This is a genomic window from Streptomyces sp. NBC_01016, assembly GCF_026341035.1.
GTDB lineage: Bacteria > Actinomycetota > Actinomycetes > Streptomycetales > Streptomycetaceae > Streptomyces.
This window is the reverse complement of sequence record NZ_JAPEOQ010000001.1, coordinates 3350278-3372285: the sequence shown is the minus strand read 5'-3', so window position 1 is coordinate 3372285 and position 22008 is coordinate 3350278. Positions and strand designations below refer to the sequence as shown.

Here is a 22008-nt window from a genome sequence, read left to right as displayed (position 1 = left end):
GCTTCCCCCTGTTCGCGTGCCCTCCGCCCGCGCCACGAAGACGCTTCCACAATTCCCCTACTGCGTAAGGGAATCGCGGAGAAGTCTCCCCGCACGAGGAGCCTGCCGAACCACTACGGTCACGCCACGATCAGGGAACCGTCGCTTCCCGGCCGACTCCCGACAGAACAGTTCACGAAACGTCCGAAATCCCGAACCCGGGCGCCCGCGCCTCCGCATTCGGGCGCCCGCGCTTCCGAACTCGGACGCCCGCGCCCCGGAGCCCCGCCGTCCGGGGCCCCGCCGCGCACGGCCCCGGCCCGGTTGACATCATGGACGGGTGAACTTCCGGTCGATCTACAGTCACGGTTTCGCGCGGGTCGCCTCGTGCACCGGCCACGCCGCCATCGCCGACCCGCGCACCAACGCGGAGGCCGTCCTGCGGCAGGGCCGCCGCTGCGCAGAGGACGGCGTCGCCGTCGCCCTCTTCCCCGAGATGGGCCTGTGCGGCTACTCCATCGAGGACCTGGTGCTCCAGGACCCGGTCCTGGACGAGGTGGAGGAGGCACTCGCCGACATCGTCACCGGCTCCGCCGACCTCCTGCCGGTCCTCGTGGTCGGCGCCCCGCTGCGCCACCGCAACCGCATCTACAACTGCGCGGTCGTCGTGCACCGCGGCCGGATCCTCGGCGTGGCCCCCAAGTCGTACCTCCCCACCTACCGGGAGTTCTACGAGAAGCGCCAGATCGCGGCGGGCGACGACGAGCGCGGCGGCACGATCCGGATCCGCGGCACCGAGGTCCCCTTCGGCACGGACCTCCTCTTCGCGGCCGAGGACGTCCCCGGCCTGGTCCTGCACGCGGAGATCTGCGAGGACATGTGGGTCCCTGTCCCGCCCAGCGCGGAGGCCGCCCTCGCCGGTGCGACCGTCCTGCTCAACCTCTCCGGCAGCCCGATCACGGTCGGCCGCGCCGAGGACCGCAAGCTGCTGTGCCGCTCGGCGTCGGCCCGCTGCCTGAGCGCCTACGTGTACGCGGCGGCCGGAGCGGGAGAGTCGACCACGGACCTCTCGTGGGACGGCCAGACCATGATCTACGAGAACGGTGTCCTGCTCGCAGAGACCGACCGCTTCCCGCTCGGCGACCAGTACGCCGTCGCCGACATCGACCTCGACCTGCTGCGCCAGGAGCGCCAGCGGATGGGCACGTTCGACGACAACCGTCGCACACACGCCGCGCGCACCGGTGACTTCCGCCGGGTGGACTTCCACCTGGACCCGCCCACGAGCACCGACCTGGGCCTCAAGCGCCGCGTCGAGCGCTTCCCGTTCGTCCCGGCGGACGCCGAGCGCCTCGCCCAGGACTGCTACGAGGCGTACAACATCCAGGTCTCCGGCCTGGTCCAGCGGCTCGGCGCGATCGGCGGCCCGAAGATCGTCATCGGCGTCTCCGGCGGCCTCGACTCCACGCACGCCCTGATCGTCGCGGCCCGCGCGATGGACCGGGCGGGCCGCCCGCGCACCGACATCCTCGCCTTTACGATGCCGGGCTTCGCGACGGGCGAGTACACCAAGTCCAACGCGCACGCGCTCATGAAGTCGCTCGGCGTCACGGCCGCCGAACTGGACATCACCGACACGGCCCGCCTGATGCTCAAGGAGATGGACCACCCGTTCTCGCAGGGCGAGCCGGCGTACGACGTCACCTTCGAGAACGTCCAGGCGGGCCTGCGCACCGACTACCTGTTCCGCCTCGCCAACCAGCGCGGCGGCATCGTCCTCGGCACCGGCGACCTGTCCGAGCTGGCGCTCGGCTGGTGCACGTACGGCGTCGGCGACCAGATGAGCCACTACAACGTCAACGGCGGCGTGCCCAAGACGCTCATCCAGCACCTCATCCGCTGGGTCGTGAGCAGCGACCAGTTCGGCGACGAGGCCGGGAGGATCCTCACCGCGATCCTCGACACGGAGATCAGCCCCGAGCTGGTCCCCGGCGAGGAACTGCAGTCCACCGAGTCGAAGATCGGCCCGTACGCGCTGCACGACTTCACGCTCTACTACGTGCTGCGGTACGGCTTCCGCCCCTCCAAGATCGCGTTCCTGGCGTGGCACGCCTGGCGGGACGTGGAGGCCGGCGCCTGGCCGCCCGGCTTCCCGGAGGAGGACCGCGGTGCGTACGACCTCGCGGAGATCAAGCACTGGCTGGAGTACTTCTGCCGCCGCTTCTTCCAGTTCGCGCAGTTCAAGCGGTCCGCGATGCCGAACGGCCCGAAGGTCTCGGCCGGCGGCTCGCTCTCGCCGCGCGGCGACTGGCGCGCCCCGTCGGACAGCAACGCGCGGGTGTGGCTGAGGGATCTGGAGCGGTGGGAGTGGCCGGAGGGGGCGTGATCGCGTGATCCGGAGGGCGGTCCCGTGATCTCCGGGGACTGTGACGTCTGACCACGATATTTCCGTAGTCAGACGTCACAGTCCCCGCTCACATCGCGCCCCTTGCGTCGCGCCCCTCACGTCGCCCCCACCGGCCCCGCCCGGAACGTGCGGCGGTACGCCTGCGGGGTGACCCCGATGGTGGCGTGCAGGTGCTGGCGCAGGGACGTGCCGGTGGCGAAGCCGACCTCCGCCGCGATGCGGTCCACCGGGAGGTCCGTGGATTCCAGGAGATGGCGGGCGCGGTGCACGCGCTGCAGGATCAGCCAGCGGCCGGGGCTCGTGCCGGTCTCCTCCTGGAAGCGGCGGGCGAACGTGCGCGGGCTCATCCGGGCGTGCGCGGCCAGCTCCCGCAGGGCGAGCGGCCGGTCGAGCCGCTCCAGGGCCCAGGCGCGGGCGGGCGCGGTGCCGGTCTCGCCCTCGTCGGGGACGGGCTGCTCGATGTACTGGGCCTGGCCGCCCTCGCGCCACGGCGGGACGACGCAGCACTTGGCCACGAAGTTGGCGAGGGCGCTGCCGTGGTCGGAGCGCACCAGGTGCAGGCAGACGTCGAGGCCGGAGGCCGCGCCCGCGGACGTCAGTACGTCGCCGTCCTCGACGAACAGCACGTCCGGGTCCAGGGCGACGTACGGGAACATCCGGCGGAAGCGGTCCGCGAGCGACCAGTGCGTGGTGGCGCGCCGACCGTCGAGCATCCCGGCCTCGGCCAGCGCGAACGCGCCCGTGCAGATGGAGACGGTACGGGCGCCGGGCCGGATCCGGGCGAGCGCGGCCCGTTCGGCGGCGGGCAGCGGCTCCGCGATGCGGGACATGTCGTACGGCGGGACGATCACGGTGTCCGCGGTCTCCAGGGCCTCCGGGCCGTGCGCGACGGTGATCGTGAAGTCGGCGTCCGTGCGTACGGTGCGGGTCGATGTCGCGGCGCAGGTCACGACCTCGTAGGCGTCGCCCGCCGAGCCGAAGACCCGCTTCGGGATGCCGAGCTCGAAGGGGTAGACCCCGTCGAGCGCGAGCACGACCACGCGGTGGGGCGGGCCCTCGTGCCGGGCGAGGGGAGATTCGGCACCCAATCCAGTCATGGCACGATTCTATCGCTGGATGACCATCTTGCCATTGTCCGGTTCCGCTTCCGTGGCGCAGGCTGGATTCATGAGCGACGAGAACACCACCACCATGAAGGCCATCAGCCAGGACACCCTCGGGGCGCCCGAGGTGCTCCAGGAAGTCGAGGTTCCGCGCCCGAAGCCGGGCATCGGGCAGATCGTGGTCGCCGTGCACGCGGCGGGCCTCAACCCCACCGACTACAAGCACCGCAGCTCCGGGCTCTTCCTGGGCGAGCCGCCGTTCGTGCTCGGCTGGGACGTGTCCGGGGTCGTCGAGGCCGTGGGTCTCGGCGTCGCCCTGTTCAAGCCGGGCGACGAGGTGCTCGGCATGCTGCCGTATCCGTACGGGGCCGGTTCGCACGCCGAGTACGTGGCCGGGCCCGCCCGCGCCTTCGTGCCGAAGCCCGCGGGGCTGAGCCATGTCGAGGCGGGCGCGCTGCCGCTCGTCGGGCTCACCGCCTGGCAGGCCCTGGTCGACATCGTGCTCGACACCCTGGGCGGCGAGGACCGGCTGCGCTCCCTGGACGTGCTGAAGCCGGGCGGCATTCTCGTCTCGCTGCTGCCGGGCCAGTTCGGGGACGTCGCGGCGCGCGCCGCCGAGCTGGGGGTGCGGGCGACGGACATGCTCGTCGAGCACGATCAGGCGGGGATGCGGGCCGTCACCGAACTCGTCGAGTCGGGCAAGCTCAAGGTGCACGTGGCGGACACGTATCCGCTGGCCGAGGCCGCCAAGGCGCACGCGGAGGGTGACACGGGGCGGGTGACCGGGAAGCTCGTGCTCACGGTGCGGCCGTAGCCCCGGCCCGCTCCGGGGGCGCGCTCAGCGTGGTCAGCGTGGCCCGGATCGTCGACAGGAGGGTGCGGCGGTCCTGGGCCCGGCTCAGCACCCGTAGGCCGTAGTACGCGCTCTGCACCTGGCGGGCCAGGGTGCGCGTGTCGATGTCCGTGCGGAACTCGCCCGCGCCCTGCCCCGCCGCGACGACCGTCCGGATCGCGCCCTCGACCCGGTCGAAGGTGCGGCGCACCACCTGCTTGACGTCGGGGTCGTGCGCCGCCGCCTCGATCGCGGCGTTGATCGCGAAGCAGCCGTGCGGGTCCGCCTCCGCGGCGGCGAGGTCGGTGTCGACGGCGTGCACCATCAGGGCGCGCAGCCGTCGGCCCGCCGGACCGGGCCCGGCGAGGATCTCCATCTGCTCGGCGGTGGCGGTGTCGTGGTAGCGCTCCAGGGCGCGCAGGTACAACTGCCGCTTGCCGCCGAAGGTGTTGTAGAGGCTGGAGGGGCCGAGGCCGGTGCTGTCGCACAGGTCGCGCGTGGACGTCCCCTCGTACCCGTGCCGCCAGAACGTGTCCATCGCCGCGCCGATGACCCGCTCCTCGTCGAACTGCCGTGGCCTCGCCATACCGCAAGACTACGAGTTTTGGAGTACCGGTACAAAACTCTCGGCTCGACGCTCCAGGCGGACTGCCCACAGCACGCCCACCAGACCCACCGCCGCGAGCGCCGCTCCCACCCACGCCACGGACGCGTACCCGAGGCCCGCGTCGATCGCGAGCCCGCCGAGGAGCGGGGCGAGGGTGTTGCCGACGTTGAACGCGGCCGTGTTGGTGGCGCCGACGAGGGTGGGCGCGGCGGGCGCGAGCGTGAACACGCGGGACTGGAGAGCAGGGTTGGTGACGTATCCGGCCACGCCGAGCGCGAAGACGAGGACGACGACCACGACCGCCGTGTGCGCGGCCACCGCGAGCAGCCCCGAGATCACGGCGAGGGCCCCGAGCCCCCACCCGAGCGTGGCCAGCGGGGCGACCTGCGCGGTGCGGCCGCCGATGACGAGACCGAGCAGTCCGCCCGCACCGAAGAGCGCGAGCAGCACGGGCACCCAGGCGTCGCGGATCCCCGTGACATCGGTGAGCAGCGACGCCAGATAGCTGAAGGTCACGATGACCGCGCCGAAGGTGAAGGCGGTGATGGCGTAGGAGAGCCAGAGGGCGGGGCGGGCCATGCCGCGCAGCTCCGCCCGGACCGAGCGGGGCGCCTCCGCGCCCTTCGCGGTGCGGTCGGTCGGCAGCGCGAGGAGCGTGCTGACCGCACTGACCACGGTCGCCGCGGCCACCGCCCAGAACGCGGCGCGCCAACTGGCGTGCTGACTCAGGACGGTTCCGGCGGGGACGCCCACGATCGTGGCGAGGGTGAGACCGCCCGCGACCACGGCGACCGCACGGCTCTTCGCGCTCGCGGGCACCAGGGCGACGGCGGTGGCCACGGCGACGGCCCAGAACCCGGCGTACGCGAGGGCGCCGATCACCCGGGTCGCGAACAGCAGCCCGTAGCCGGGGGCAAGCGCGCCGACGACGTGCGCCGCCACGAACACCACCTGGAGCCCGACGAGCGTGGCGCGGCGCGGCAGGCGCAGCGTCGCCACGGCGAGCAGCGGCGCGCCGACGACCATGCCGAGCGCGAAGGCCGAGATGAGCAGCCCCGCGTCGGGGATCGATACGCCCAGGTCGGCGGCCATGTCCGGGAGCAGCCCGGAGAGCATGAACTCGGACGTGCCCTGCGTGAAGATGCCGAGCCCCAGGACGTAGACGGCGAGTGGCATGGGTTCCCTTCCTTTCCCTGTCGTTCTCGAGCGCGCGCCCCGTCCACTTCTCGCTCCGATGGTTTTGGAGCGTGCGCTTCATAACTAGCGCGGCGACAGTCCGCCGCGCCCTCACCGCAGGACGCTAACACGTTATGTAGCACTCGCTCCAAAACCAGACAGGCAGCCGTGCGGGAATACCCGTGGCGGACCCCCGGTTCGATCACCTCGTACGTATACGGGCGGTCAACTCGCACAGGGGGTCGGCAGAATGAGCGGCATCGAGGTGTACGGAAGCGTCGCGGACGGCTTCGAGGAGGTCCGTGAGGAGTTCGCCGCGGCGGTCGCCGAGGAGACGGCCGAGCCGGGCGCGCAGCTGGCGGCGTACGTCCAGGGGCGGCCCGTCGTCGATCTGTGGGCCGGCGACGACATCGACGGGTCGACGCTGCTGCCCGTCTACTCCAACAGCAAGGGCGCCGCACATCTGGTGGTCGCGCTGCTCGTGCAGGAGGGCGTGCTCGATTTGGATCGCCAAGTGGTGTCCTACTGGCCCGAGTTCGTGGGTGGAGGCAAGGAGCGGCTGACGCTGCGCGAGCTGATCGCGCACCGTTCGGGCCTGATCGGTGTCGACGGCGGGTTCACGCTGGAGGAGCTGGCGGACGACCGTGTCGTCGCCGCCCGTCTCGCCGGGCAGCGGCCGTTCTGGGAGCCGGGGACGGCGTACGGCTATCACGCGCTGACCATCGGGGCCCTGACGGGCGAGGTGGTGCGCAGGGCGACGGGCCGCACGCTCCAGGAGGTCTACGAGGAGCGGATCCGGGCGCCGCACGGCCTCGACCTGTGGCTGGGGCTCCCGGAGGCCGAGGAGGCGCGGCTCCAGCCGACGCGGCCGATGGCGCCGACGCCTGAGCAACAGGCACTCCTGGACGCGAACCGGCCCTCGCCCGAGGGCCTCCTCCCCATCGCGTTCAACCGGGCCGCCGACCCGTCCTTCGCCATCATCGACTACGCCAACTCCCGTACGGTGCGCGCCCTCGGGCCCGCCTCCGGTGGCGGCGTGGGCACCGCGCGGGGCCTCGCCCGGCTGTACGCGGCGGCGCTCAGCGGGGTCGACGGGGCGCCGGCGCTGCTGAAGCCGGAGACGATCGCGGAGTTCACGGAGCGCCGCTGGACGGGTACCGACGCGGTGACGGGCGATCCGGACCACTTCACGCTCGGTTTCGAGACGGAGGGGGTGCGCTACCCGGCCTTGGGGGCCACCGCGTTCGGCCATGCCGGGGCCGCGGGCTCCGAGGCGCTCGCGGACCCGCGCACCGGCCTGGCCTACGGCTACACCCGCCGCCGCTTCGCCTTCCCGGGCTGCCCGGCACCGGAGAACCAGCGACTCGTCGCGGCGGTGGCGCGGGCGGCCGAGGAGAGCGTCCGCTGAGCCCAGCCCTCAGCGGACCAACTCATCCCGCACAAGGCCCTGTTCGCGCAGTTCGTTCCGGACGAACTGCGCGAACTCCGTGGCGCCGCGCACCGACGTGTGCGTGTTGTCGCGCTTCTCGTCGTAGAGGTAGAGCGCCTTCGAGGCCTCCGGGCCCAGCTCCTCCACGCGCGCCTTCGTCAGCGCCGTCAGGTCGATCAGGGGGACCCGCTCCGTCGCCGCCAACTCCCGCACGACAGCAGGGTGGTTGACGCCGAGGCCGTTCACGAGGAGGGCCGTGTCGTTGTTCAGGGTTCCGTCCGCGTTGAACCAGCGGCGCACGATCGGCGTCACGAGGACCGGCCGTCCGCCCCGCGCCCGGACACGGTCGACGAGGGTCTTGAGGTTGGCCCGGTACGTCGCCGCGTCGGTGGTCTTGTCGTTGTGGGCGAGCTGGATCAGGGCCAGGTCGCCGCGGCGGAGCTGCGGTTCGACGGCCGGGAAGAGGGCGGGGTTCTGGAGGTATGTCACTGAACTCTCGCCGCTGTCCGCGTAGTTGGCGACACTCACGCCCCGCTTGAGGAACTGCGGCAGCTCCTGGCCCCAGCCCGTGTACGGGTCCGCCGCCTGGTCGCACACCGTCGAGTCGCCGAGGAGGAAGACGCGTGGGGTGGTGGCGCGTGCCTTCTTGATCTGAATCGATGCAAGGAGCGGGGACGATCCGGCGAAGGTGAGGTCGAGGCCTTCCGTGCCTGTGGGGCCCGTGGGCTCGCCTTCCGGGGTACGGACGTCGACCGTGAAGGAGCGGTGGGCCGTCCGGCCTGCGGCCGTCGGTGTCTCGGCGAGCAGGGCGCGGCGGGCCTCGCCGGATATCGACGTACTGCCCGCTTCGGCACCGCCCAGCGTGACGCGCACGTCGTACTGTCCGGGAGCCACATCGAAGTGGCAGTTCACGGGCGCGGTTCCGGTGCAGTGGTCGAGGCCGGAAGCCGGGGAGGCCCCGGAAGCGGCGTGGGCGGGCGCGAGCCCACCGGCGGACACGGCCGCGGCGAGGCAGGCGGCGACGAGTGCAGGTCTACGGAAGCGGCTCCGGGCACGTCTCACGGGTGGACTCCTTCGGCGGGGCGTACGGCGGACGGACCATAGCCCAGCGGGCAAGCGCTTTCTAGCCCTCCTGCAACGATTCAAAGTTTTCGGCGAGAAACCGGTCGGCGCCTTCAAGTCCCGTTCACCGAAAGGGCTTTCGCGAACGTCGTTCGACTGTCACGCTGCCGAGTCATCCGCACCATCCGCACCTCCCACCTCACTCAGGAGGGCACCCCCATGCCCGAAACCCCCATCGGACGCCGCGCCCTGCTGACGGCGGCCGCCGCGACGGCCGCCACCGCGGCGGTGGCAGGACCCCTCTCCCCCACCGCGTCCGCCGCGACCTTCGGCTACAGCGACGACGGCTCGAACTACGTCGTCGACACCGGCGCCAGCCTTGTGTTCAAGGTCAGCAAGGCGAACGGCGACCTGACGTCCCTGTCCTACAAGGGAGTTGAGTACCAGGGCTACGGCGGCAAGAACTCGCACATCGAGTCGGGGCTCGGCGCGTCCTCGGTCGGCGTCAAGCAGTCCGGTTCGACGATCCTGATCTCCGTGGCGTACGGGACGCTCAAGCACTACTACGCGGCCCGGAGCGGCGAGAACAACGTCTACGTGTGGACCAACAAGGCGGATACCTCCGTCAGCGCCACCCGCTTCATCCTGCGCGTCAAGGCCGGCCTGTTCCTCAACGACCAGCCGGACTCCTACACATACGCGCCGACGACGATCGAGGCGTCCGACGTGTTCGCGAAGGCGGACGGTCAGACCAGGTCGAAGCACTACTCGAAGCTGCGCGTCATCGACTACGACCACGTCGGCTGGAGCGCGGGCGGCGTCGGGTTGTGGGTGGTCCGCTCGAACCACGAGAAGGCGTCCGGCGGGCCGTTCTACCGCTCGCTGCTCAGGCACCAGAGCGCGGACGGCGGCGGGCTCTACGAGATCCTGTACTACGGCCAGAACCAGACGGAGAGCGAGCGGTTCGGCCTCCAGGGCCCGTACGTCATCGCGCTCACGGACGGCGGCGCGCCCTCGTCGTCGCTGTACCCCGGGAACATCGACACGTCGTGGGCGGACGCGCTCGGCATGTCCGGGTACGTCGCCGCGAGCGGGCGCGGGCGGATGGCGGGCGTCGGCATCAGCGGCCGGGACACGTCCCACGCCTACACCGTCGGAATCGCCAACTCCACGGCCCAGTACTGGGGTTCGGCGCGCGCGTCGGACGGCTACTTCTCGATCGTGAAGGTCCTGCCCGGCACCTACACGCTCACCGTCTTCAAGGGCGAACTCGCCGTCCACACAGGGTCGGTGACGGTCACGGCGGGCGCGACGACGACGGTGAACACGATCGCGATCCCCGCGACGAACGACCCCTCCAACGCCACCGCGATCTGGCGCATCAACGACTGGAACGGGACGCCGAGCGGCTTCAAGAACGCCGACCTGATGACGTACGCGCACCCGTCCGACGTACGCGCCGCCACCTGGACCGGCAACGTCGTCGTCGGCAGCGGCACCGAGACCTCGGCCTTCCCCTGCTATCTCTGGAAGGACGTCAACAGCGGGGTCATCGTCTACTTCAAGCTGACCGCCGCGCAGGCCGCCGCCGCGCACACCCTCCGCATCGGCGTGACGACGGCGTACGCCAACGGCCGCCCGCAGGTCGTCGTCAACGACACATGGACGTCCGCGATCCCCACGCCACCGACCCAGCCGGCCACCCGCTCCCTCACGAACGGCTCGTACCGCGGCAACAACCACACGTTCACGTACTCGGTCCCCGCCTCCGCCTGGCAGACGGACACCAGCGCGTACAACACGCTGAAGATCCAGGTGGTGAGCGGCTCAGGGACGACCTCGTACCTGAGCGCCGGGACGGCGATCGACGCGATCGATCTGCTGGCGTAGGGCATTAGGGGCCTCAGGGGCCTCAGAGGCCTTGGAGCCCTTAGGGCCTGACCCGGCCCGCCGCTCGGTCGGTTAGCGTCGACGTCATGACCAGCAACTCCTTCACCCGCGCCCTCGCCGGAGGCACGCTCGTTCTCGACGGCGGCCTGTCCAACCAGCTGGAGGCCGCCGGCCACGATCTGAGCGACGAGCTCTGGTCGGCGCGGCTGCTCGCCGAGGAGCCGGAGGCGATCGTCGCGGCGCACCGCACGTACTACGAGGCGGGCGCGAACGTCGCCATCACGGCCAGCTATCAGGCCACGTTCGACGGGTTCGCACGGCGCGGCATCGGGCACGATCGGGCCGCCGAACTCATGGTCTCCAGCGTCGAGTTGGCGCGCACGGCGGCCACCGCCACCGACACCGACCGGCCCCTGTGGGTGGCCGCCTCCGCGGGGCCGTACGGGGCGATGCTCGCCGACGGGTCGGAGTACCGGGGGCGGTACGGGCTCAGCGAGGAGGAGCTGTACGCCTTCCACCGGCCCCGCCTTGAGGTGCTCGCGGGGGCCGCGCCCGACGTGTTCGCCCTGGAGACCGTGCCCGACGCGGACGAGGCGCGGGCCCTGGTGCGGGCCGTGCGCGGGCTCGGCGTGCCGGCCTGGCTGTCGTACAGCGTCGACGGCGCGCGCACCCGCGCCGGGCAGTCGCTGGAGGAGGCGTTCGCGGTCGCCGCGGACTCGGAGGAGGTCGTCGCGGTCGGCGTCAACTGCTGCGCCCCGCGCGACGTCGAGCCCGCCGTGCGCCTCGCGTCCCGCGTCACCGGCAAGCCGGTCGTCGTCTACCCCAACAGCGGCGAGGAGTGGGACGCCGAGGCGCGCGCCTGGACGGGCAGCGCCACGTCCGCCCCGGAACAGGTGACCGCGTGGCGGGACGCCGGGGCCCGGTTGATCGGCGGCTGCTGCCGGGTCGGGCCGAGCGCGGTGGCGGGGATCGCGGCGGCGCTCGACCGCTGAGCCACGGGCGCGCTGGGCCGCTGAGCCACTGGGACGCTAGTCCCTGCGTGCCGCCCAGTGGATCGCCCCCGCCAGATGCGCCCGGAAGGCCGGGTCGTCGTACGCCTCCGTGGCGTGGCCGAGGGCCGTGTAGAACATGCGGCCCGATGCCTCCGGGTCCCGGCACCACACCAGCGGATGGTCGCCGCCCATGGCCGCCCCCTCGTACGAGGACTCGTCGGCGTACGCGAGTACTCGCACCGTCGGATCCTCGCGCGGGTCGGAGCGGAAGTCGTACCACTCGTCGGTGAACTCCCAATAGGGCGGCAGGTGTTGGGTGGCCGGGTGGTCGTGGTCGGCGATCCGGATGCGGCCCGGCTGGTACACGGGGTGCCGGTCGAAGCGCGCCGCGAGCAGGTCCCCGTAGTACGGCCATCCGTATTCCGTGCACGCCGCCGCGTGCACCCCGACGAAGCCGCCGCCCCCGTCGACGTACCCAGCGAGCCGTTCGCGGCCCCCGCCCGTGAGCACGTCACCGCTGGTGGAGAGGAAGACGACGGCGTCGGGCCCCGCGTCGAGCGCCGCCTCGAAGTCGGCCGGGTCCTCGGTGTGCCGCACGGCGAAGCCGAGTGTGCGCAGGGCCTCGACGGCGCCCGGGATGGAGTCGTGGCGGTAGTCGGTGGTGCGGGTGTACACGAGGAGTGTGGCTGCGGGCATGCCCGGATGTTAGGGCCCCGCGAGCCCGGCCTGATCCAAACGACAGGCCCTAGTGGGGCTCGCGCTCCCCCTGGTCGAGGCGGAACGGCGGATAGATGTCCGTCATCAGCCCCGCGTACGCCGCCACCCGCGCCGCCCAGCGGTGCAGGCCGATGTTGAAGTCGTACATGCCGCGCGGGTAGACGCCGGTGAAGAGCAGGGCGACGGCGGCGAAGAACGTGAGCAGTCCCGCGACGCCGCCCGCCGTGCTGGAGCCGCCGACGAGCAGCGACACGATCAGCAGTTGGGGCAGCACGAGCAGCCACCACTTGACGAGGACCAGTCCGCGCGACAGGTGCTCGGGGTAGGCGACGTCGAGGCGGGCCGGATAGTCGGGGACGGGCGCGAGCGTGAACGGAGGGTAGCGGTCGGTGCCGAGGGTTCCGTACGTGTAGTAGCCGACGCGCCAGGTCCAGCGCATCACCCCGACGTTGAAGTCGAAGAGGAGACGCGGGTAGCGGGTCGTGAACAGGATCGCGAACAGGGCGACGAGCGTGGTGAGACCCGAGGCGATGAAGAGGAAGACGAGAATCAGGTAGTGAGGCAGGGCGAGCAGCCACTTCACCAGCCACAGCCATCGGGACACGGCCGGATCGTAATCGGCTTCCAGGGTGACCGGGTTCGCGGGGACCACCTTGGTGACGAGGAACTCGTTTTCTGCCATATGCCTCGTGTACGGCGGTTTCGGCCCGCGCGCAAGGAGGGACGGAAGGTGTCCGTTTCGTACAAGACCGCGGGCCTGTCCGGTGCCTACGGTGAGGCCATGAACGATGTCACTCCGCGTATGGACGCCATCGGCGTCAGCAGCTCCGACCTGACCGCCTCACTCGCCTTCTACCGGCTCCTCGGCCTCACGTTCCCCGCGGGCGCCGAGGAACTTCCGCATGTGGAGGCCGAGTTGGCCGGCGGTATCCGCTTGATGTTCGATCCCGACCCCAGCGGGGACGACCGGGGCTCCGGCCGTGTCTCGCTCGCGTTCCTCTGCGGCGACGCCGCGGGGGTCGACGCCACGTACGAGAAGCTGACCGCCGTGGGTCACCAGTGCGTGATGAAGCCGTGGGACGCCGAGTGGGGGCAGCGGTACTGCGTGATGCGGGACCCCGACGGCAACCAGGTGGACCTCTTCGCGCCGCTCACGCCCGCCGCCTGAGCTCGCTCAGCGTGCGGCCCGTCAAGTCCCTTACGTCGCGCGCCAGATGGGCCTGGTCCGTATAGCCTGCGCGGGCCGCCGCCTCGGCGAACGGGACGTCGGCGCGGACGAGCGCCAGGGCCCGTTGCAGGCGCAGGACGCGGGCCAGGGTCTTGGGGCCGTAGCCGAACGCGGCCAGCGAGCGGCGGTGCAGGGTGCGGGCGCCCAGGCCCGTCTCGTCGGCGACGGACGTGACGGTGCGGCCCGCGTCGAGCGCCCGCGCCACATGCGTGAGCAGCGGGTCGGGCGGCCCGGCGACGTGGGCGAGGCGGGCCGCCAGGTCCTCCAGTTCGGCGGCCGGGTCGGCGGCGGCGTCCAGGCGCTCGGTCAGCCGCCGGGCCTCGCTCCCCTGCCACAGACGCTCCAACTCGACACGGGTGTCCCGCAGTTCGTGTGCCGGAACGCCCAGGTAGCCGGGCGCCGTGCCGGGTGCGAAGCGGATGCCCGCGTAGCGGCGGCCCTCGCCGGGGTCCGTGGAGTGGGCGCGGGTGTCGGGTCCCGCGACGAAGAGCCGGCCCTCGCTCCAGATCAGGTCCATGCAGCCGTCGGGCAGCACCGGGGCCGCGGCGCTCTCGTCGTCCGCGACGGTCCGGGTCCACACCACCGCGCCCGGCACCCGCGCGGCCCGCTCCGCGTAGCCGCCGCTCATGACCGGTACTCCTGCGGGCTCACCCCGTACTCCCGCTTGAACGCGGTGGACAGGGCGAACGCGCTGCCGTACCCGACGCGCCGGGCGATCGCCGCGACCGTCGCCCCGCCCTCGCGCAGCAGGTCCGCGGCGAGCGCGAGGCGCCAGCCGGTCAGGTACGCCATCGGGGGCTCGCCCACCAGCTCCGTGAAGCGGCGGGCGAGTGCGGCCCGTGAGACGCCGGACCGCTCGGCGAGTTCGACGACCGTCCAGGGGTGGGCGGGGTCGTCCTGGATGAGGCGCAGCGCGCGGCCCACGACCGGGTCGCCCATCGCCCGGTACCAGGCGGGCGCGTCGGCCTCCGGCCGGGAGAACCAGGCGCGCAGTGAGGCGATGAGCAGGAGGTCGAGGAGGCGGTCGAGGACGACGTCCTGGCCGGGCTCGTCCTTCACGATCTCCTCGGCGACCAGCGGGGTGAGCGGGCAGCGCCACACCTCGGTGGGCAGCACGAGCAGCGCGGGCAGCGCGTCGAGCAGCCGCGCGGTCAGCTCGCCGCGCAGCTGGTACGTGCCGATCAGCATCTTGGCCGGGGCGTCCGGGGACTCGCCCCACTCCCGTACACCGAACTCCTTGTAGCGGCCGACGTGCGCGGGGCCCAGCGGGCGGCACTCCTGTCCGGGTCCGATCTCGGCGCGCGGTTCGGTGGCCGGGTCGTCGCAGCAGACGTACGGGTCCGGGCCGCGGGCGATGGCGATGTCGCCGGGGCGGATGTGCCGGGGCTTGTCCTCGTCGCCCTCCGGCAGGATCCACGCCTCGCCCTCCACCATGATCATCACGGAGAGCGGCGCCTCGTCGGCGATCCGCACGGCCCACGGCGGCTCGAAGCAGGCCCGCATCATGAAGGCCCCGCGCGCCCTCGGCCCTTCCAGGAGCCCTGCGAGTACGTCCATGAATGCAGAGTAGACGGCCGCGTATGGCAGCGAGCGGCTCGGCGATGTCGGCGGATGGCGCCCGGCAGTTGAGTGGAGGCATGACGCAGACGGAGCGGAACACACAGACGGTGCTGGTGACCGGGGCCACCGGTCGTACGGGGCGCAGGGTCGCCGACGCGGCGCGCGCCGCCGGGTTGGGCGTCCGGGCGGCCTCCCGGTCGGGCGCGGTGCGGTTCGATTGGGAGGAGCCCGGGACCTGGGACGAGGCGCTGCGCGGCGCCGACGGGGCGTATCTCGCCTTCCCCACGGACATCGGGGCGCCGGACGCCGCCGGCCTGGTGGGCGCGCTGGCGCGGCGGGCGGTGGAACTCGGGGTGACGCGGCTCGTGCTGCTGTCGGCGCGCGGCGAGGACCAGGCGCTGCCTGCGGAGGAGGCGCTGCGGGAGTCGGGGGCGCAGTGGACCGTGCTGCGGTGCGCCTGGTTCCAGCAGAACTTCAGCGAGGGCCACCTCGCGGACCAGGTGCGCGGCGGGGAACTGGCGTTCGCGGCCCCGGAGGCGCTGCGCGAGCCGTTCATCGACGCGACGGACATCGCGGAGGTCGCGGTCGCCGTGCTGCGCGAACCGTCGGGGCGGTACGCGGGTGAGGTCCTGGATCTCACCGGGCCCGCGCTCCTGACGTGGGGCGAGGCGCTCGCGGCCGTCGCGGCGGCCACCGGGACCGAGAAGCGCTATGTCCCGGTTCCGGTGCGGGAGTACGGGGCGGCGCTGGGCGGGTTCGGGGTGCCGGAGGAGGAAGTGGCGTTCCTGATGGAGCTGTTCGGGGCGCTGCTCGACGGGCGGAACGCCGCGGTCACCGGTGACGTGGAGCGGGTGCTCGGGCGCGGGCCGCGCACGTTCGGGGAGTTCGCGGAGCGGGAGGCGGCGGCCGGCGCCTGGAAGTAGCCGGCCGGTGCCGCCCGGCGGCGTCAGTCCTCCTCGTCCTCCGACCCGTCACCGTTCTTCCGGACGTGCGTGCGCAGGCGGGACGTGACGTCCTCCGGGGGCAGGAACTTCGACCAGCGCTCCGGGAACTCGGACGGCATGCCCGGGTCGTCGCCGTCGTCCAGCTCCTCGTCGTCGTCGGGGAAGCCCAGCGCGGCCGCCCGGGCCAACTGCTCGGTGGCGGCCGCCCTGCGCACCCGCTCGTTCGCGGCGCGCGCCGCCGCCGTCGCGACCGACGGCCACACGCGGTCGATCGCGGCGTTCACCGCGGCGCCGACGAGCACCGCGAACGCCGAGACACCGATCCACAGCAGCACGGCGACCGGTGCGGCGAGGGAGCCGTAGATGGTCGGGCCCTCGATGGTGTTGGTGAGGTAGAGCCGCAGCAGGAAGCTGCCGGGAATCCACATCGCCAGCGCCACGAGGGCCCCCGGCACGTCCTCGATCCACGGCGAGCGCACCGGCACGGACACGTGGTACAGAGTCGTCAGGAACGCGATGGACAGCACCAGGACCACGGGCCAGTAGAAGATCTGGACGAGGGACTGGGACCAGGGCACGAGCCCGATCACCGCGTCCGGACCCGCGATCATCAGCGGCAGCGCTATCGCGCCGACGACGAGCCCCACCAGGAAGAGCAGAAAGGCGAGCAGCCGCGTCTTCACGATGCCGCGCACGCCGTCGAGTCCGTACATCACGGTCACCGTGTCCACGAACGTCGACACCGCGCGCGAGCCCGACCAGAGCGAGAGCAGGAAGCCGATGGAGATGACGTCGGGCCTGCCGCCCTTGATGACGTCGTCCAAAATCGGTTCTGCGATCTCCTTCACGCCCTGGTCGGTGAGGACCGTGCGGGAGGCCTCCAGGATGTTGTCGCGGACGCCCGCGATGGTGTCGGCGCCGGTCCAGGTGTCGACGTACGCCAGCAGACCCACCAGGGACAGCAGCAGCGGCGGCACCGACAGGAGCGTGAAGAACGCCGCCTCGGCCGCGAGGCCCAGGATGCGGTACTCCATGCACGAGTTGACGGTGTCCTTCAGGAGCAGCCAGGCAGTCCTGCGCTTGGAGACGTTCTGATAGAGGACGCGAGCCCGATGGAGGCGTCCGGACGTCACTTCCTGGGGGGATTCACTTGCTGGCTGCACGTCTCAAAGGTATCCGTCGCAGGCCGCGGCACCCATCCCCGGTACCGGCGCGGCCCCCGGTCGGGGCTCCTCGTCCTCGACAATCGATCGGTTCTGTCTTCACCGTGGAACCACGGGAAGTAATTGAACCGTCTCTTTGATGAGTCGCCCGGCGAGCCGCACGAAATGATCGGGAGACCGACATGAGCGCGTCAGGAACAGATTATGGAAAATCGCCAATCCCTGACGCCCGCTTGAACCGTTCATGAAATTCCCGAAAGAATCGGGATTGAATGCGGTGCGCTCCTCGGGGGGTCTGCAGAGCGCCTGCGACAAGGGGGATACGGGGGGTCACGGGCCGTGCCCGTTCACTGCGTGCTGCCCGTGATCCGTGTGCTTTCCACGCGGATCACAGCCATTGTGACGCGCCTTTCCCATGCAACGGAAACAACATCAACCATTCATGAGGAGCTGTTGTGGCACAAGGCACGGAGCACGTTCTCGCCGAAGTCCTGGCGGGTGTCGTCCGGGTGGAGCATGTCCCACCAGAAAGCCATTTCTTCGACGATTTATGCGCCAACTCCCTCGTGATGGCTCACTTCTGTGCGCGGGTACGGAAACGGGAGGACCTGCCGTCGGTGTCCATGCGGGACGTCTACGGGTATCCGACGATCCGTTCGCTGGCCGCGGCGATCGACGCCGCCCCGCTGGCCACGAAGTCACCACCGAAGCCACCACCGCCGCCGCCCGAGCCCGGCAGCACACCCCGCTATCTGCTCTGCGGGGCACTGCAGTTCCTGGTGTTCGTCGCGTACTGCGCACTCGCGGGGGTGGCCGCCGGCCGTGGCTACGAGTGGGTCTCGACGGGCAGTGGTGTCGTCGAGGTGTACACGCGCTCCGCGCTCTTCGGCGGCGCCCTGTTCGCGGGCGCTTGCCTGCTGCCCATCGCGGCGAAGTGGCTGCTCGTGGGCCGTTGGCGGGAGACCGAGTTCCCGGTGTGGAGCCTCGCCTACCTCCGCTTCTGGACGGTGAAGGCGCTGCTGCACGCCAACCCCATGATCCTGTTCGTCGGCAGCCCGCTGTACGTGCAGTACCTGCGACTCCTGGGCGCGCGCATCGGCCCGAACGTGACGATCCTGTCCCGTGTCGTGCCGGTCTGTACCGACCTGTTGACGATCGGCGCGGACACCGTCGTCCGTAAAGAGGCCCATTTCCTGGGGTATCGGGCGATCGCGGGACGCATCCGCACCGGCCCCGTGACCCTCGGCCGTGACGTCTTCGTCGGCGAGAAGACCGTCCTCGACATCGGCACGGTGCTGGGCGACGGCGCCCAACTCGGCCATGCCTCCGCCCTGTACGACGGCGCGGCGGTACCGGCGGGCGAGCACTGGCACGGCTCTCCCGCGCAGCCGACCGACGTCGACTACGTCCGCGTACCACCGGCCCGCCCGTCCGCGCCGCGGCGCGCCGGCTTCGCGCTCGCGGGCCTCGCGCACGTGCTCCTCGTGTACACGCCGCTCGCGGTCGGAGGCAGCTATCTCGCGCTGACGGAGCTGCCCACGCTCGATGTGCTGTTGGATCCCGGCTCGCAGGATCTGGGCTCGCCGGCCTTCTACGGCGAGGCGCTCGGCGTGTCCCTCATCGGGTACCTGGCGTTCATCGGGTTCGGCTTCGCGACCGTGGCGTGGCTGCCGCGCGCACTGGCGCCACTGGTGCGGCCGGACCGCACGTATCCGCTGTACGGCTTCCGGTACGGCGTGCAGCGCACCGTCGCACGGCTGACCAACATCAAGTTCTTCAAGTGGCTGTGCGGTGACAGCTCGTACATCGTCGGCTATCTGCAGTCCCTCGGGTACGACCTCTCGCACGTGGAGCAGACGGGCTCGAACTTCGGTACGGAGGTGCAGCACGAGACGCCGTACCTGGCGACGGTCGGCAGCGGCACGATGGTCGCCGACGGGCTCTCGATCATGAACGCGGAGTTCTCGGCGACCTCGTTCCGGGTCAGCCGCGCGACGATCGGGGCGCACAGCTTCCTCGGCAACCACATCGCCTACCCGGCGGGCGGCCGCACCGGCGAGAACGTGCTGCTCGCCACGAAGGTGATGGTGCCGCTCGACGGCGAGGTCCGTTCGAATGTCGGCCTGCTCGGCTCACCGCCGTTCGAGATCCCGCGCACGGTGGAGCGCGACAGCCGCTTCGACCACTTCAAGCAGGGCGCCGAGTTCCGGCGCAGGCTGGCCGCGAAGAACCGCTACAACCTGCGCACGATGGGCCTGTTCCTGTGCGTGCGGTGGCTGCACTGGTTCGCGCTGTCGGTCGTCGCGTTCGGCGCGATCGACCTGTACGGCGGCGCGGGTGTCGCGGGCGGCCTGGTGATCGGTGCGGCGATGGTCTTCGCGCTCGTGTTCAGCACCTGCTTCTACGTCCTCGTGGAGCGGCTGATCTGCCGCTTCCGGCCGCTCGCACCCCAGTTGTGCTCGATCTACGCCCCGTACTTCCGGTGGCACGAGCGGCTGTGGAAGGTGCCGTCCAACCATCTCGTGGTGTTCAACGGGACACCGTTCAAGAACGTGGTGTGGCGGTTGCTCGGTGTGCGGGTCGGGCGCCGGGTCTTCGACGACGGGGCCTCCATCACCGAGCGCACGCTGACGACGATCGGCGACGACTCCACGCTCGGCGCGCACAGCAAGGTGCAGGCCCACTCGCAGGAGGACGGCACCTTCAAGTCGGACCGGATCGTGATCGGTTCGGGCTGCACGGTCGGCACGGGCGCGCTGGTGCACTACGGCGTCGAGATGAGCGACGGCGCCGTGCTCGCGCCCGACTCCTTCCTGATGAAGGGCGAGCAGATGCCGGCGGGCGCCGACTGGGGCGGCAACCCGGCGGTGGAGAGGCAGTCATGACGGACTATCAGTGGGCCCGCAATCCCGCTCCGGGTATCGCGACACACGACGTACCGCTCCCCGTCGGCCTGTCGGTGACCGATGAGGTGCTCGACGCGGCCCACGTGCGGGTACGCGCCGCCCTGTCCCTGCACCCCGATGACCCGGTGTTCGGGGTAGATGTCACGGAGGAGGGCAGCCTGCGGCTGAGCTACCGCACCGACGCCCTCGACGCCGAGGCCGCCGCCCGTGTCGCGGGCTACCACCTGGCCGCGCTGACCGGACCGCCACGCCGGAACCTGCTGTCCGAGGCCGAACTCCGGTACCAGTTGGAGGACTTGGCGGGACCACCGCGCGCCCTGCCGGACCGGCGGGTGCACGAGTTGTTCGAGGAGCGGGTGACCGCCCACCCGGACGCGCCGGCCATCGCGGACGAGTACCGGCAGTGGACATACGCCGAGCTCAACTCCCGTGCGAACCAGGTCAGTCGGGCCCTGCTCGCGCGCGGCCTGCGGCCCGAGGGGGTCGTCGCCGTCGTCATGGAGCGCGGCCTCGACTGGGCGGCCGCCGTCCTCGGCGTCCTCAAGGCCGGCGGGGTGTATCTGCCGGTCGAGCCGCACTTCCCGGCCGAGCGCGTCGCGACGATGCTCGCCCGCGCCGACTGCCGGCTCGTCGTCGCCGACCGGGAGGGCACCCTGTCCGTGGCGGACGCGTACGCCGAGGGCCACCCCGACACCGACCCGGGCGTACCGGTCCACGCGGACCAACTCGCCTATCTGTACTTCACCTCGGGGTCCACCGGCGAGCCCAAGGGGGCACTGTGCGAGCACGCCGGGTTCCTCAACCATGTCCTCGCCAAGGTCGAGGATCTGGGCATCGGCCCGCACGACGTGGTGGCGCAGACGGCTCCGCAGTGCTTCGACATCTCGCTGTGGCAGCTGGTGTCCGCGCTGGTCGTCGGCGGTCGCACCCTCGTCGTCGGGCAGGACACGATCCTCGACGTCGCCCGGTTCGTGGACACGGTCGAGCGGGGTCGGGTGAACGTGCTGCAGGTGGTCCCGTCCTATCTGGAGGCGGTGCTCGCGGAGCTGGCGCTGCGGCCCCGTCCCCTCCCCGCCCTGCACTGTGTGTCGGTCACCGGGGAGGCCGTGAAGGCGGAGCTGGTGCGCCGCTGGTTCGCGGCGCGGCCCGGGGTCAGGCTCGTCAACGCGTACGGCCTCACGGAGACGTCCGACGACACCAACCACGAGGTGATGGACCGCCCGCCGGACGGCGACCGGGTACCGCTCGGGCCGCCGGTCAGGAACGTGCGCGTCTACGTCGTCGACGAGGACCTGCTGCCGGTTCCGCTGGGCGCGCCCGGCGAGATCGTCTTCTCGGGGGTGTGCGTCGGGCGTGGTTATGTCAACGATCCGGAGCGCACGAAGGCGGCGTTCGCCGAGGACCCGTACCGGCCCGGCGAGCGCCTGTACCGCAGCGGCGACCACGGGCGCTGGCGGCCCGACGGAAAGCTGGAGTTCCTCGGGCGCCGCGACGGCCAGGTCAAGATCCGCGGCTTCCGCGTCGAGATCGGTGAGGTCGAGAACGCGCTGACGCGGGTGGACGGCGTCCGCGAGGCGGCGGTGGTCGTGGTGCGGGGCACGCAGTTGGCGGCGTTCTGCACCGGTCCCCGGCCCGTGGACGTGAAGAAGCCGGTGGCGGCCGCGCTGCCCGCATACATGGTGCCGTCGGTCGTGCACTGGCGCGAGCGGCTGCCGCTGACCGCCAACGGCAAGACCGACCGCCGTGCCCTGACCGCGCTCGCCGAGCAGTTGGCGAGCGGAACCGAGCCTCCCCGTACGCAGGTCGAGCGTCGGCTCGCCGTGCTCTGGGCCGATGTGCTCGGCGTGCCGGCCGAACACATCGGCCGGCACGACCACTTCTTCGACCTGGGCGGTACCTCACTGGCCGCCGTGAAGCTGGCGATCTCCCTGGACCGGGCGATCACCCTCAAGGACGTCACACGCCATCCGGTTCTCGCGGACCTGGCCGAGCTGCTCGACCGGTCCCCCTGAA

General features: G+C 71.5%; 18 protein-coding genes. 9 read left to right on the top strand and 9 right to left on the bottom strand.

Annotated features, from left to right (window positions below; all coding sequences use genetic code 11):
- The first annotated feature begins 319 nt into the window (after nucleotides 1-319).
- Entirely contained in the window at nucleotides 320-2365 is a 2046-nt protein-coding gene (locus OG746_RS15525; protein WP_266715185.1) for an NAD(+) synthase, read from the top strand.
- A gap of 116 nt (nucleotides 2366-2481) precedes the next feature.
- Here OG746_RS15525 and OG746_RS15520 read toward each other — a convergent pair whose 3' ends face one another.
- Nucleotides 2482-3483, bottom strand: a complete 1002-nt coding sequence (locus tag OG746_RS15520; RefSeq protein ID WP_266715184.1) for a GlxA family transcriptional regulator — start codon at nucleotides 3481-3483, stop codon at nucleotides 2482-2484.
- A 70-nt stretch (nucleotides 3484-3553) separates the two neighbouring features.
- Between OG746_RS15520 and OG746_RS15515 the strand changes: the two genes are divergently transcribed.
- Nucleotides 3554-4303: an NADP-dependent oxidoreductase gene (locus tag OG746_RS15515; protein WP_266715183.1), complete on the top strand. Its 750-nt coding sequence runs from the start codon at nucleotides 3554-3556 to the stop codon at nucleotides 4301-4303.
- Here OG746_RS15515 and OG746_RS15510 read toward each other — a convergent pair.
- On the bottom strand, nucleotides 4287-4907 hold the full coding sequence (locus OG746_RS15510) for a TetR/AcrR family transcriptional regulator (protein WP_266715182.1): 621 nt from the start codon (nucleotides 4905-4907) through the stop codon (nucleotides 4287-4289). The two genes, OG746_RS15515 and OG746_RS15510, sit on opposite strands and share 17 nt — an antisense overlap.
- 9 nt (nucleotides 4908-4916) lie before the next feature.
- The gene (locus OG746_RS15505) at nucleotides 4917-6104 is read right to left on the bottom strand and encodes a Cmx/CmrA family chloramphenicol efflux MFS transporter (RefSeq protein WP_266715181.1); all 1188 of its coding nucleotides are present in this window, start codon (nucleotides 6102-6104) and stop codon (nucleotides 4917-4919) included.
- Between the two features lie 250 nt (nucleotides 6105-6354).
- Between OG746_RS15505 and OG746_RS15500 the strand changes: the two genes are divergently transcribed.
- A complete protein-coding gene (locus OG746_RS15500) occupies nucleotides 6355-7512 on the top strand; it encodes a serine hydrolase domain-containing protein (RefSeq protein ID WP_266715180.1) in 1158 nt (385 codons plus the stop codon).
- Between the two features lie 9 nt (nucleotides 7513-7521).
- Here the strand turns inward: OG746_RS15500 and OG746_RS15495 are convergent, their stop codons facing one another.
- Nucleotides 7522-8595 carry a rhamnogalacturonan acetylesterase gene (locus OG746_RS15495; RefSeq protein ID WP_524540413.1) on the bottom strand — a complete coding sequence of 358 codons (1074 nt, stop codon included), beginning with the start codon at nucleotides 8593-8595 and terminating at the stop codon, nucleotides 7522-7524.
- A gap of 219 nt (nucleotides 8596-8814) precedes the next feature.
- On the opposite strand from OG746_RS15495, the gene OG746_RS15490 reads away from it, so the two are divergent.
- Nucleotides 8815-10485, top strand: a complete 1671-nt coding sequence (locus tag OG746_RS15490) for a rhamnogalacturonan lyase B N-terminal domain-containing protein (RefSeq protein WP_266715179.1) — start codon at nucleotides 8815-8817, stop codon at nucleotides 10483-10485.
- A gap of 86 nt (nucleotides 10486-10571) precedes the next feature.
- Nucleotides 10572-11477, top strand: a complete 906-nt coding sequence (gene mmuM / locus OG746_RS15485) for a homocysteine S-methyltransferase (RefSeq protein WP_266715178.1) — start codon at nucleotides 10572-10574, stop codon at nucleotides 11475-11477.
- 36 nt (nucleotides 11478-11513) lie between these two features.
- On the opposite strand, the gene OG746_RS15480 is transcribed toward mmuM, so the two are convergent.
- A complete protein-coding gene (locus OG746_RS15480) occupies nucleotides 11514-12173 on the bottom strand; it encodes a ThuA domain-containing protein (RefSeq protein ID WP_266715177.1) in 660 nt (219 codons plus the stop codon).
- A gap of 49 nt (nucleotides 12174-12222) precedes the next feature.
- Nucleotides 12223-12876 (bottom strand): DUF4389 domain-containing protein, encoded by a 654-nt coding sequence (locus tag OG746_RS15475; RefSeq protein ID WP_266715176.1) that lies wholly within the window; start codon nucleotides 12874-12876, stop codon nucleotides 12223-12225.
- 99 nt (nucleotides 12877-12975) lie between these two features.
- Here OG746_RS15475 and OG746_RS15470 point away from each other — a divergent pair, with 99 nt between their 5' ends.
- Nucleotides 12976-13362 (top strand): VOC family protein, encoded by a 387-nt coding sequence (locus OG746_RS15470; protein ID WP_266718974.1) that lies wholly within the window; start codon nucleotides 12976-12978, stop codon nucleotides 13360-13362.
- On the opposite strand, the gene OG746_RS15465 is transcribed toward OG746_RS15470, so the two are convergent.
- Together OG746_RS15465 and OG746_RS15460 are read right to left on the bottom strand one after the other, a co-directional pair.
- Nucleotides 13346-14050: a helix-turn-helix transcriptional regulator gene (locus OG746_RS15465; RefSeq protein ID WP_266715175.1), complete on the bottom strand. Its 705-nt coding sequence runs from the start codon at nucleotides 14048-14050 to the stop codon at nucleotides 13346-13348. The genes OG746_RS15470 and OG746_RS15465 overlap by 17 nt on opposite strands.
- On the bottom strand, nucleotides 14047-14979 hold the full coding sequence (locus tag OG746_RS15460) for an AraC family transcriptional regulator (RefSeq protein WP_266715174.1): 933 nt from the start codon (nucleotides 14977-14979) through the stop codon (nucleotides 14047-14049). Before OG746_RS15460 ends, OG746_RS15465 begins: the two co-directional genes overlap by 4 nt.
- A gap of 80 nt (nucleotides 14980-15059) precedes the next feature.
- Between OG746_RS15460 and OG746_RS15455 the strand changes: the two genes are divergently transcribed.
- Nucleotides 15060-15905 carry an NmrA family NAD(P)-binding protein gene (locus OG746_RS15455; RefSeq protein WP_266715173.1) on the top strand — a complete coding sequence of 282 codons (846 nt, stop codon included), beginning with the start codon at nucleotides 15060-15062 and terminating at the stop codon, nucleotides 15903-15905.
- 23 nt (nucleotides 15906-15928) lie between these two features.
- Here OG746_RS15455 and OG746_RS15450 read toward each other — a convergent pair whose 3' ends face one another.
- Nucleotides 15929-17089 (bottom strand): YihY/virulence factor BrkB family protein, encoded by a 1161-nt coding sequence (locus tag OG746_RS15450; protein ID WP_266715172.1) that lies wholly within the window; start codon nucleotides 17087-17089, stop codon nucleotides 15929-15931.
- 491 nt (nucleotides 17090-17580) lie between these two features.
- On the opposite strand from OG746_RS15450, the gene OG746_RS15445 reads away from it, so the two are divergent.
- Together OG746_RS15445 and OG746_RS15440 are read left to right on the top strand one after the other, a co-directional pair.
- Nucleotides 17581-19974, top strand: coding sequence for a Pls/PosA family non-ribosomal peptide synthetase (locus OG746_RS15445; RefSeq protein ID WP_266718972.1), 2394 nt, complete (start codon nucleotides 17581-17583; stop codon nucleotides 19972-19974).
- Complete coding sequence (locus tag OG746_RS15440; RefSeq protein WP_266715171.1) at nucleotides 19971-22007, top strand: non-ribosomal peptide synthetase; 2037 nt, start codon at nucleotides 19971-19973, stop codon at nucleotides 22005-22007. Before OG746_RS15445 ends, OG746_RS15440 begins: the two co-directional genes overlap by 4 nt.
- Nucleotide 22008: the final 1 nt, after the last annotated feature.